Source organism: Burkholderia vietnamiensis LMG 10929 (assembly GCF_000959445.1).
In the GTDB taxonomy this organism is placed as follows: domain Bacteria; phylum Pseudomonadota; class Gammaproteobacteria; order Burkholderiales; family Burkholderiaceae; genus Burkholderia; species Burkholderia vietnamiensis.
In genome coordinates, this window is the sequence record NZ_CP009631.1 from 1185158 (window position 1) to 1196523 (window position 11366).

Consider the following 11366-nt stretch of genomic DNA (forward strand, 5'->3'; position numbering starts at 1 on the left):
GTTAGGCAGCCGGCGTTTCGCCTTCTGCTGCGTCCGACACGGCACCAGCCGGGACCGTCGCCGAGGCGACAACCGGGTTTTCCGCGTCGACGTGCGCGACCAGCGCGACGCCGTTCGGCAGTGCGATGTCCTTCGCGTGCAGCGACTGACCTGCTTCGATCTTCGACAGATCGACTTCGAGGAATTCCGGCAGAGCCGACGGCAGGCACTCGACTTCGATTTCCGTCGTGACGTGCGAGACGATTGCGCTCGACAGCTTCACTGCCGGGCTGACTTCGGCGTTCAGGAAGTGCAGCGGCACCTTCGTGTGCAGCTTCTTCTTCGCATCGACGCGCTGGAAGTCAACGTGCAGCACCAGTTGCTTGAACGGGTGGTATTGCACGTCGCGCAGCAGAACCTGTTGCGACTGGCCAGCGATTTCCAGGTCGAGGATCGACGCGTGGAAAGCTTCCTTCTTCAGTGCGTGCCACAGCGCGTTGTGATCCAGTTCGATCTTTTGCGGGGCAGCTTCGCCACCGTAGACGATGCCCGTGGTCTTACCGGCGTTGCGCAGGCGGCGGCTCGCACCCGTACCTTGCTGTTGGCGCTCGAAAGCGACGACTTTCATGTGATTCTCCATTTGCTGCCCGCGACCAGGCAGTAAAACGGGGCCGGCGAAATGGCGGCCCCCGATAAAGCGGACGGGGTTTCGTCTATCCCGTCCGATTGTGCAAAAAGCGAAGCGTCACCGCTTCGCTTTCTGCGCATTCGTTACGTGTCGTTCCGCGATCAGGATTCCGCGAACAGCGACATCACCGAGTCGCCGCGGCGAATCCGCGAGAACGTTTCGGCCAGCAGGCTCGCGCTCGTCAGCGAGCGAATCTTCGAGCAGGCCAGCGATTCTGCCGACAGCGGGATCGTATCGGTGACGACCAACTCGTCGAGTGCCGATGCGGCGATGCGCTCGGCGGCGCCGCCCGACAGCACCGGGTGCGTCGCGTAGGCGAACACCTGCTTCGCGCCGCGATCCTTCAGCACTTGCGCGGCCTTGCAGAGCGTGCCGGCCGTATCGACCATGTCGTCCATGATCACGCAGGTGCGGCCTTCGACTTCACCGATGATGTTCATCACTTCGGCGACGTTCGCCTTCGGACGACGCTTGTCGATGATCGCGAGATCGCAGTTCAGCTGCTTCGCGAGCGCGCGGGCGCGCACCACGCCGCCGACATCCGGCGACACGACGAGCAGATCCGAGTAGTTCTGCTTGCGCAGATCGCCCAGCAGGATCGGCGTTGCGTAGATATTGTCGACCGGAATGTCGAAGAAGCCCTGAATCTGGTCGGCGTGCAGATCCATCGTGATGATCCGCTCGACGCCGGCGATTTCCAGCATGTTCGCGACGATCTTCGCCGAGATCGCGACGCGCGCGGAACGCGGGCGGCGATCCTGGCGGGCGTAGCCGAAGTAGGGGATGGCAGCGGTGATCCGGCCGGCGGACGCACGCTTGAGCGCGTCGACCATGATCATCAGTTCCATCAGATTGTCGTTGGCCGGCGCGCACGTGGATTGCAGGACGAAGACGTCCTTGCCGCGCACGTTTTCCTGGATCTCGACCTGGATCTCGCCGTCGGAGAACCGGCTGACCATTGCTTTGCCGAGGGGAATACCAAGGATATTGACGACTTCCTGGGCGAGCGCGGGGTTCGCGTTGCCAGTAAAGACCATCAAGCCATCATGGCTGTGGCTGCTCATCGTGCACCTGCTTCAGGCTTAGGCGGGAAATGCGGGAAAATTTTTGGCAGGGGAGGAAGGACTCGAACCCTCGCATGCCGGAATCAAAATCCGGTGCCTTGACCAACTTGGCGACTCCCCTACACTTAACTGATAACTTCGCCGGACTCGTAGGCCATCCGACAAAGCGAAACTTCATGACGCGAAAGCGAAGAGCGGATGCTCGTTCAGGCTCTCGGCAACTGCACCATTCCAACCGGTGGGCAGATTGGCTTTCACCGCTTCTGCCTCGTGCCTGCTTCGAAACACCGCAAACACGCTTGCTCCGGAGCCGGTCATCCTTGAAGGGGTCACATTATACAACCATTTGACCACCTGTGCAACTTCCGCGTACTTACTTGTCACAACTTGCTGCATATCGTTCCGGCCGAAACTGTCTGGCCATCCCGCATCGCTGTTACGCCGTGCAAGAAAGTCAGCAATTGTGACTGGCTTTGTGTCCCTTGTCAACAGCTCGTCTGAAAAAATCTCAGCGGTGGCGACATGAACTCGCGGCGTCACAACCAGGAACCAGCGAGTCGGCAATTGTACCTCAGCTAATTCTTCTCCGATACCCTCTGCGAACGCATTTTTTCCGAAAACGAAGAACGGCACGTCCGCGCCGAGTTTCACCGCGAGCGACTGCAGCTCCGCACGCGAAAGGTCGAGTTGCCACAGACGGTTCAGCGCGAGCAGCGTCGTCGCCGCATCCGAGCTGCCGCCGCCGAGGCCCGCGCCCATCGGCAGGCACTTGTCGATCTCGATGTCGACGCCCGCGGCGGTGCCGGTGTGCGCTTTCAGCAGGTTCGCCGCGCGCACGACGAGATCGCTTTCCTCTGGCACGCCCGGCACGTCGGTCGCGCGTGCGACGCGGCCGTCGTCGCGCAGCGTGAAGTGCAGCGTGTCGCCCCAGTTCAGCAACTGGAACACGCTCTGCAGGTCGTGATAGCCGTTCGGCCGGCGGCCGGTGATGTGCAGGAACAGGTTGAGTTTCGCGGGCGCAAGGCAGTTGCGCAGCGAGCGGGTCGAATCGGTCATGCGTATGTCGGGGCTAGGTTCACGTGCTCACTGGTCGAGCACGAGCTTGATGTCGAGTGGCGGCGTCGCGCGCACGAGGTTCACGCGTTTGACGCCCGTGGCCGGCGCGTCCGCGTAGGCGAGGTAGTCGATCGTCCAGCCGTCCTGGCGGATCTGCGTGACGCGCGCGGCGTCGGCCGGATCGCGCTGCGTCTGCGCGGGCGTCGTGGGCGCGGGCGTTGGCAGCAGCCAGTAGCGCAGGCCGGCGAGCGGCAACGCGAAGCCGAGCGTGTTCTGCATCAGCTCGCCGACGTCGGTCGCATATTGCGGCTGACGGTTCGGCAGCTCGAGCGACGCGGCCTGCGGCGTCGATTTGACGACGGCGAGCGTCTGGCCGAGCGGGCTGCGCAGTTCCAGCGATACGTCGTCGCCGTGCTCCTGCCAGTCGAAGTTGCCGTACACGTTCTGTTGCCGGCCGAGGCGGTCGTTGTACTGCACCGCGAAGCGGCCGTGATACGCGTGCGTCGCGGCCGTCTGCAGCACGGCGTCCGACGGCGCGTTCGCCGCCGGCGGCGTGCTCGCGCAGCCGGCGAGCGCGAGCGCCGCGCCGGCCGCAGCCAGCGCGCGCTGCGCGCGGAAAGACGGGAAAAGCATCGGGAACATCCGCATCAAAGGCCGTTGACCTGCAAGCGCTTCAGCGTCTGCACGAGCGTCTCGTTGTCGGGCTCGAGCTGCTGCGCGGCACGCCACGCGTTGCGTGCGTCTTCCTGCGCGCCGCTCTTCCACAGCACTTCGCCCAGGTGCGCGCCGATCTCGGCGTTCGGCTGCAGCTCGTACGCGCGCCGCAGCACCTTGGTCGCGCCGGCCGTGTCGCCCATCCGGTATTTCACCCAGCCGAGGCTGTCCATGATGTACGCATCGTTCGGCGCGAGCGACAGCGCCTTGTCGATCAGCTTGTTCGCCTCCGGCAACCGCTGGTTGCGATCGGCCAGCGAATAGCCGAGCGCGTTGTATGCCTGCGGATTGTCGGGCTGCGTGCGGATCAGCTCGCGCAGCTGCTTTTCCATCGTCGCGTAGTGGCCGGTCTTTTCGGCCGCCATCGCGTAGTCGTAGCGCAGGTCGGGATCGTCCGGGAAGTCCTGGACCGCCTGGCTGAGCCGTGCCTCGGCTTCCGTGTAGCGCTTCGCGGTGAACAGGATCGACGCGTCGGTGCGCGCGACCACGGCCGCATCGCGCGGATCGCTGATCGGCAGATCGTCGAGCACCTTGCGCGCCTCGTCGGTCTTGCCCTGTTTCTGCAGCAGCTGGGCGCGCGTGATCTGCGCGGGCAGGTAGTGCTGGCTCGTCTGGTCGACCTTGTCGAGCCACTGCGACGCCTGCGCGTCGTTGCCCTGCTCGATCGCGATCTGCGCGAGGTAGATGTAGCCCTGGCCGACGTCGAGGTTCGGCTGCTTCGTGCCGAGCTGCACGTACTGTTTCAGGTACGCGCTCGCATCGTCGAGCTTCTTCTGCTGGATCTTGATCAGCGCGAGCGCCATCAGCGGCGTCGGATCCTTCGAATCGAGCTTGCGCATCGACTCGAACTGCTTTTGCGCGTCGTCGAGGCGATCGTCGGCGAGATACAGCTGCGACAGCGCGAGCCGCGCATCGCGCGACTTCGGATTCTGCTGAACGTATTTCTCGAACGAAGCGATGCCGGCCGCGCGCTCCGCGGGCCCCATCTGCGACAGCATCAGCGCGGCCGGCAGGTAGTCGGGGCGGATCTGCAGCGCCTGCTTCAGCGATTGCGCGGCGCCTTCCTTGTCGTCGACCGCGAGCTGCTGCCGCGCGATCGCGAGCTGCGCCTCCGGCCGGTTCATGTCGTTCTTCAGCATGTCCTTCAGCACCGCGAGGCCGCCGACGCGGTCGGCGCCGCGCACCAGCAGCGCCTGCAGCGCGAGGATCGCCTGACCGCGCGTCTCGCCGGTCGCGCGCGCCAGCTCGCGGGCGAGCATCGGCTGCGCGTCGGCGGGCTTGCCGGCGAGCACCAGCAGCGCCGCGTCGACTTGCGACGCGCGATTCGAATCCGGCGCGTACTGGAGCCACAGATTGGCCGCCGACAGCGCGTCGGCCGGGCTTTGCGCGCCCAGCGCGATCTCCGTCGCACGCTGCGCCATGCGCGGATCGCGCGTGTCGCGGGCGAGCGCGAGGTAGGTCTGGTAGGCCGGCGCCGGCTGGTTGCGCTGGAGCGCGACCTCGGCGGCCAGCACCTGGTAGACGATCTGGCTCGTCAGCGGAACGGCCGGGAGATTCTTCTTCTCGTCCGGCATCATGTGCTCGAACGCGCCCTGCGACTGCGCGTCGTCCGATGCCGGAGCCTGCGCGTGAGCCGGGAGGGCGGTGAGGGTCCATGCGGCGAACAGCGCGGCGCCGAGCGCACGGCGGACCGGGAAGGCGCGCGCGCCGCGCGCGGCGGCGGGGCGCTTCAGAAGCAGCTTCGAGGGCAGGGTCATGGAAATCCGTTCGATGTTTCAACCGATTGTAACGCGCTCGCTACAATACACGCACGATCGTGAATCCCGTCTCAGACCCGCAAAACATGCCAGAGTTGCCAGAAGTCGAAGTCACGCGCCGGGGCATCGCGCCCTTTGTCGCGGGCCGCCGCGTCGAGCGTGTCGACGTCCGCACCGCGATGCTGCGTTGGCCGGTGCCGGCGGACCTCGCCGAGCAATTGCGCGCGCGCGAGGTGCTCGCCGTCGAGCGTCGCGGCAAGTATCTGCTGTTCGAAGTCGACGCCGGCTGGTTCATCGTCCATCTCGGGATGACCGGCACGCTGCGCGTGCTGCCGGTGGCCGGCGTGCCGGTTGCGGCCAAACACGACCACATCGACTGGATCTTCGACGAATTCGTGCTGCGCTTTCGCGATCCGCGCCGCTTCGGCGCCGTGCTGTGGCACCCGCGCGAAGCCGGCGACGTGCATGCGCATCCGCTGCTCGCGAGCCTCGGCGTCGAGCCGTTCTCGCTCGCCTTCACCGGCGCGCTGCTGCATGCGCGCACGCGCGGGCGCACGGTGTCGGTCAAGCAGGCGCTGCTCGCGGGCGACATGGTCGTCGGCGTGGGCAACATTTATGCGTCGGAGAGCCTGTTTCGCGCCGGCATCCGGCCGACGACCGCGGCCGGCAAGGTGTCGCTGCCGCGCTATGAGCGGCTCGCCGACGCGGTGCGCGCGACGCTCGCCGACGCGATCGAACGCGGCGGCAGCACGCTGCGCGATTTCGTCGGCAGCAACGGCGAAAGCGGCTATTTCCAGCTCGACTGCTTCGCGTACGACCGCGCCGGGCTGCCTTGCCGCGTATGCGGCACGCCGATTCGCCAGATCGTGCAGGGGCAGCGCTCGACCTATTTCTGTCCGACCTGCCAGCGTTGAGCTGCGCGTCGTAACCTCTTTCCGAAACTTCGAACACTTGAAGCCGCCCCGCATCGCTCCCGCTCCGTTCCCCGTCACGCCGCTGCACCGCACCTTCGCCACGCGCCTCGTCGCCTGGCAGCGCGTGCACGGCCGCCATGACCTGCCGTGGCAGAACACCCGCGATCCGTACCGGATCTGGCTGTCGGAAATCATGCTGCAACAGACGCAGGTGTCGACGGTCGTTCCGTATTACACGCGCTTTCTCGAGCGCTTTCCCGACGTCGCCGCGCTCGCGGCCGCGCCGTCCGACGACGTGATGGCGCTGTGGGCCGGCCTCGGCTACTACTCGCGCGCGCGCAATCTGCATCGCTGCGCGCAGGTCGTCGTCGCCGAGCACGGCGGCGTATTCCCGTCGACGCCGGACGGGCTTGCCGAGCTGCCGGGCATCGGCCGCTCGACGGCCGCCGCGATCGCGTCGTTCGCGTACGGCGCGCGCGCGACGATCCTCGACGGCAACGTGAAGCGCGTGCTCGCGCGGGTGTTCGGCGTCGAAGGCTTTCCGGGCGACAAGCGCGTCGAGAACGACATGTGGGCGCTCGCCGAATCGTTGCTGCCGGATGCCGCGAATGCGGCCGATGTGAGCGCGTACACGCAAGGGCTGATGGATCTCGGCGCGACGCTGTGCGTGCGCGGCAAGCCGGATTGCGCGCGCTGTCCGTTCGCGGGCGACTGCGTCGCGCAGTCGACGGGGCGCCAGCGCGAACTTCCGGCAGCCCGGCCGAAGAAGGCGGTGCCGACGCGCAAGACCTGGATGCTGGTGTTGCGCGACGGCGATGCGGTGCTGCTCGAGCGGCGTCCGCCGGCCGGCATCTGGGGCGGGCTGTGGTGCCTGCCGCAGGCCGACGGCGATGCGGCGCTCGCGGCGCTGGCGCAGGGCTTCGGCGGCGGCGGCCCAGTGCCGCTCGCGCCATTCACGCACACCTTCACGCATTTCCGGCTGGAGATCGAACCGCGCCTGAGCGACATGACGCACGGCGGTCAGGCGCAAGCGGCGGCGCTCGATGCCGACACCGCGTGGGTGCCGCTCGCCGGCCTCGATGCGTACGGCGTGCCGGCGCCGGTGCGCAAGCTGCTCGATGCGTTGAGCGGGCCGCTGTTGTGACGAAACGGTGACGAGGCGGCGCGTGCGTTCAGTACGCCGCGACGCCGCTCCGCGCGCTCGCGCCGCGGCTTCGATCCGCCACGTGAAGCCGATAGAAAACCGACGCGCGTCCTGCGCTCAAAGCCATCCGTGCCGATCGAGCACGTGATGCACGGCGTCGATCCGGGCGCCGACGTCCGGAAACTCCATCAATTTCTGCCGCGCGCGCAGGTCGAGCGGCAGCAGCTCGGCGAGACGGTTGGACACCCAGCTCGGGTCGTCGAGGCGGAACGGCTCGCAAAACGGCAGCTTGTTGTCGGGCTCGGACTTCTTCAGCGCGTCGATGATCCGTTCGAGCACCTCCGCGCACGAGCCGAACTGCGCGAGCGCCTGTTCGCCTTCGAGCGGGATGTCGTCGGGGAGCGCCTGCGCGATGCCGACCAGCAGCCCGTTGCCTTCGACGCGATACGACAGCAGCTCGAAGCGCTGCGTGCCGATCGCCTGCATGTAGAGCATGCCGAACTCGCCGGTGTCGCATTCGGTGATGCGCGCCATGCAGCCGATGGTCTCGGGCACCGACACGGCGCCGTCCTGCGCCACTTCGGGGCCGCTCTTGAGCAGGCACACGCCGAACGGCGCGTCGTCGCGCAGGCACGCGCGGCACATGTCCAGATAGCGCGCCTCGAACACCTTCAGCGGCAGCCAGCCGCCGGGGAACAGCACCGTGTGCAGCGGAAACAGCGGCAGGTCGATCAGGGTCGTCGATAAGGTGGACATGGCGCGCTGGCGAGAGAGGCGGTGTCGCTAAGGTCGGTGGACGTCGGCGACGAGCCGCGACGACGCGTCGACATCCACCGGCGCGTCACGATGCCGCACGATCACGTTCGCATCGTGCGCGAGGCGCGCGGCGAGCGTTTCCGCGATGAACACCGAGCGATGCTGGCCGCCGGTACAGCCGATGGCGACGGTCAGATAGCTGCGGTTGTCCTCGCGAAAGTGCGGCAACCATTTCATCAGGAACGCATGGATGTCGTCGATCATCTGATGGACGATCGGCAGTGCGTCGAGAAACGCGATGACCGGCTGGTCGAGCCCGGTGAGCGGGCGCAGCTCGTGGTCGTAGTACGGATTCGGCAGCGCGCGCACGTCGAACATCAGGTCGGCGTCGAGCGGCACGCCGCGCTTGAAGCCGAACGATTCGAACATCACCATCAGGTCGTTGTTCTTCTGCTCGATGAAGCGCTTGACCCAGGTGCGCAGCACGTTCGCGCGCAGCGTGCTGGTGTCGATCTGGTGGCCGAATTCGGCGAGCGGCGCGACCAGCTCGCGCTCGCGCTCGATCGCTTCCTCGAGCGACGACAGCAGCCCGACGTTCGCGTCGTGGGACGGCGAGCCGGACAGCGGATGGCGCCGGCGCGTTTCGGAAAAGCGCTGGATCAACGACTGCGTGCTCGCGTTGAGGAACAGCACGCGCACGTCGTGCTCGAGCGACAGCGCGCGGATCAGGCCGGGCATTTCGTCGAGCGACGCGCTCGAACGCGCATCGATCGCGACCGCGAGCCGGTGCTGGCCATCCTCGGCGAGGTAGCGGGCGAGTTCGGGCAGCACGTGCGGCGGCAGGTTGTCGACGCAGTAGTAGCCTGCGTCCTCCAGCGCGTTCAGCGCGACGGACTTGCCTGAGCCGGAGATGCCGGTGATGAGGACGATGCGCATGGGAAGCAGAGAATCCTGACGTTTCATCATAGCACCGGCTCGACGCGTCGGCGCTGCGTGGCCGGCGCGCGAACGCTATACGAGCTTGCCGGGGAACTGACTGTCGGGATCCTGCATCGCGAGCCGTTGCCGATCCATGAAATCGCGCAACGTGTCGATGCCGCGCAGCTGCAGGATCGTGTTGCGCACGGCCGCCTCGACGAGCACCGCGAGGTTGCGGCCGGCCGCCACCTGGATCGTGACCTTGCTGATCGGCAGGCCGAGCACGTCGACCGTCTGGCTTTCGAGCGGCAAGCGCTGGAATTCGCCGTCCGGCCGGCGCACCAGCTGGACGATCAGCTTCAGCTTCATTTTCCGGCGCACGGCGGTTTCGCCGAAGATCGTCTTGATGTCGAGCAGCCCGAGGCCGCGCACTTCGAGCAGGTTCTGCAGCAGCGGCGGGCAGCGGCCTTCGACGAAATCGGGACCGAGGCGGACGAAATCGACGGCGTCGTCGGCCACTAGGCCGTGACCGCGGCTGATCAGCTCGAGGCCGAGCTCGCTCTTGCCGAGCCCCGAATCGCCGGTGAGCAGCACGCCCATCCCGAGGATGTCGAGGAACACGCCATGCAGCGTCGCGCGCGGCGCGAGGATGCGCGACATGTAGAGCCGCAGGCTGTCGATGACCGCGGCCGCGGACATCGGCGTCGTGAACAGCGGCGTGGACGAGCGCGTGCAGCGCAGCACCAGCTCGGGCGGGGCGGCCGCGCCGCCGGCCACCACCAGGAACGGCGGCTCGAGCGCGATCAGCTCGGCCATGTGGCGCGAACGGTCTTCGTCGGTCTGCCGCTGGTAGTAGTCGATTTCAGCTTCGCCGAGCACCTGGATCCGGTTCGGGTGGATCAGGTTCAAGTGGCCGACGAGGTCGGCGCTCGACGTCGCGTTGCCGACCGTGTCGGCCGAGAAACCGCGCTCCCAGCCTTCATGCCCCGTCAGCCAGCTGAGCTTCAGCGTGGCCGCGTTGTCGTCGAAGATGCTCTGGGCGTTGATGCTGGACGTATCCATGACTCTCGTCACTCCAATGAGCCGGTGCATGCGCACGGCGACGGGCGTCGCCATGCCGGACCGGCGCCGGGCGGCCCTGGACGGCGGCGCGTGCCGCCGGGTTCTGGGGAATGTTCCGCCCGGATCAACTCAAGGTTGCCACTGAGTGAGCAGGCGATGCAACTCGGCGATATCCGTTTCGTTGTGCAGACGCTCGCGCGCGTCTCGATCGGACAGCAGCTGCGCGATCTCCGACAGGATCTCGAGGTGCTGCTGCGTGGCTTGCTCGGGCACGAGCAGGAAGATCAGGAGCCCGACGGGCTGGCCGTCGGGCGCCTCGAACGGGATCGCCTCGGCAAGCCGGACGAAGGCGGCGAGCGGATGCTTGAGACCCTTGATGCGCCCGTGTGGAATCGCGACGCCTTCGCCGAGCCCGGTCGAGCCGAGGCGCTCGCGCGCGAACAGGTTGTCCGTGACGGTGCTGCGGGCGATGCCGTTCTGATTCTCGAAGATCAGCCCCGCTTGCTCGAAGACGCGTTTCTTGCTGGTGACGGAGAGGTCGATGACGACGTTCTCAATGGGCAGGATTTTGGCTAGGCGATTCATGTTGGCAGGCGAGTGGGCGGCCTGGGGTCTCCTTGCTGCGGCAGACTGATTTTCCATGTTCGGCGATATCAAGGCGGTCGGCTTCGGCAGCCTGCAACGCAGCTACCGCGCGCCACGCCCCCCGGCGATAACCGGCACATTATAGAGCACAGCCGCGTGCATGGCGCAGCATGGACGGACCGGTCGCACCACGGCCCCGAGGGCACAAAAAAAGCCCGGCGAACCGGGCGATGTGCGTGTTGCGGTAAAGGTTATTGCGGCGGCAGTTCGATCTGGTCGACCGACGGCTGGAGCTTGATCGGGTCGTGCGCATGGGTCTGCAGACGCTCCATGTGCTTGACGACCTGGCGATCCAGCTTGTCGATCAGCAGATCGATCGCTGCGTACAGGTTGCCGTTCGCGCTTTCGACGAAGATGTCCTTGCCCTTCAGGTGCAGGTTGATTTCCGCGCGCTGCTGCTTGTCCTTTTCCTTGTGGTTGTCGACCGAGAGGATCACAGTGCCATCGATGACCTGATCGCTATGGCGTAGCACCCGGTCCAGCTTGGTGATCACGTATTCGCGAATTGCAGGCGTGACTTCGAGATGATGTCCACTGATCTTCAGGTTCATAGTGCTTCTCCAAGCGAGTGACCACCCGGCCGCATCGAGGCGGCGCTCCGGTCGACTTGCCCTGCCGCACATGGCGGCGTAATCGCGGACAGGTCGCCCGGCCTGTTCCCCGTATGCG

12 protein-coding genes and 1 tRNA gene are annotated in these 11366 nt (G+C 66.5%); 2 read left to right on the forward strand and 11 right to left on the reverse strand.

Features of this window, described 5'->3' with window-relative positions; all coding sequences use genetic code 11:
• Position 1: 1 nt before the first annotated feature.
• The 6 genes from AK36_RS15390 to AK36_RS15415 form a co-directional block, all read right to left on the reverse strand.
• Entirely contained in the window at positions 2-607 is a 606-nt protein-coding gene (locus AK36_RS15390; RefSeq protein ID WP_011886067.1) for a 50S ribosomal protein L25/general stress protein Ctc, read from the reverse strand.
• A gap of 161 nt (positions 608-768) precedes the next feature.
• Positions 769-1731: a ribose-phosphate pyrophosphokinase gene (locus AK36_RS15395; protein ID WP_011886066.1), complete on the reverse strand. Its 963-nt coding sequence runs from the start codon at positions 1729-1731 to the stop codon at positions 769-771.
• A 44-nt stretch (positions 1732-1775) separates the two neighbouring features.
• Positions 1776-1852, reverse strand: a tRNA-Gln gene (locus AK36_RS15400).
• A gap of 53 nt (positions 1853-1905) precedes the next feature.
• Complete coding sequence (gene ispE, locus AK36_RS15405) at positions 1906-2787, reverse strand: 4-(cytidine 5'-diphospho)-2-C-methyl-D-erythritol kinase (protein ID WP_045578769.1); 882 nt, start codon at positions 2785-2787, stop codon at positions 1906-1908.
• A gap of 27 nt (positions 2788-2814) precedes the next feature.
• Positions 2815-3435 carry a lipoprotein insertase outer membrane protein LolB gene (gene lolB / locus AK36_RS15410; RefSeq protein WP_011886064.1) on the reverse strand — a complete coding sequence of 207 codons (621 nt, stop codon included), beginning with the start codon at positions 3433-3435 and terminating at the stop codon, positions 2815-2817.
• Complete coding sequence (locus AK36_RS15415) at positions 3435-5258, reverse strand: tetratricopeptide repeat protein (protein ID WP_045578770.1); 1824 nt, start codon at positions 5256-5258, stop codon at positions 3435-3437. The genes lolB and AK36_RS15415 overlap by 1 nt, the downstream gene beginning before the upstream one ends.
• An 86-nt stretch (positions 5259-5344) precedes the next feature.
• Here AK36_RS15415 and mutM point away from each other — a divergent pair, with 86 nt between their 5' ends.
• Together mutM and mutY are read left to right on the forward strand one after the other, a co-directional pair.
• Positions 5345-6172, forward strand: a complete 828-nt coding sequence (mutM, locus tag AK36_RS15420; protein ID WP_045578771.1) for a bifunctional DNA-formamidopyrimidine glycosylase/DNA-(apurinic or apyrimidinic site) lyase — start codon at positions 5345-5347, stop codon at positions 6170-6172.
• Positions 6173-6209: 37 nt separating this feature from the next.
• Complete coding sequence (gene mutY, locus AK36_RS15425; RefSeq protein WP_011886061.1) at positions 6210-7316, forward strand: A/G-specific adenine glycosylase; 1107 nt, start codon at positions 6210-6212, stop codon at positions 7314-7316.
• A gap of 117 nt (positions 7317-7433) precedes the next feature.
• On the opposite strand, the gene AK36_RS15430 is transcribed toward mutY, so the two are convergent.
• The 5 genes from AK36_RS15430 to hpf form a co-directional block, all read right to left on the reverse strand.
• Positions 7434-8072 (reverse strand): LON peptidase substrate-binding domain-containing protein, encoded by a 639-nt coding sequence (locus AK36_RS15430; protein ID WP_011886060.1) that lies wholly within the window; start codon positions 8070-8072, stop codon positions 7434-7436.
• A gap of 27 nt (positions 8073-8099) precedes the next feature.
• Positions 8100-9008 carry an RNase adapter RapZ gene (gene rapZ / locus AK36_RS15435; protein WP_034192566.1) on the reverse strand — a complete coding sequence of 303 codons (909 nt, stop codon included), beginning with the start codon at positions 9006-9008 and terminating at the stop codon, positions 8100-8102.
• Positions 9009-9083: 75 nt separating this feature from the next.
• Positions 9084-10052 (reverse strand): HPr(Ser) kinase/phosphatase, encoded by a 969-nt coding sequence (gene hprK, locus AK36_RS15440; RefSeq protein WP_006483133.1) that lies wholly within the window; start codon positions 10050-10052, stop codon positions 9084-9086.
• A 129-nt stretch (positions 10053-10181) separates the two neighbouring features.
• A complete protein-coding gene (locus AK36_RS15445) occupies positions 10182-10694 on the reverse strand; it encodes a PTS sugar transporter subunit IIA (protein ID WP_011886058.1) in 513 nt (170 codons plus the stop codon).
• 194 nt (positions 10695-10888) lie between these two features.
• Positions 10889-11248 (reverse strand): ribosome hibernation-promoting factor, HPF/YfiA family, encoded by a 360-nt coding sequence (gene hpf / locus AK36_RS15450; protein ID WP_011886057.1) that lies wholly within the window; start codon positions 11246-11248, stop codon positions 10889-10891.
• Positions 11249-11366: the final 118 nt, after the last annotated feature.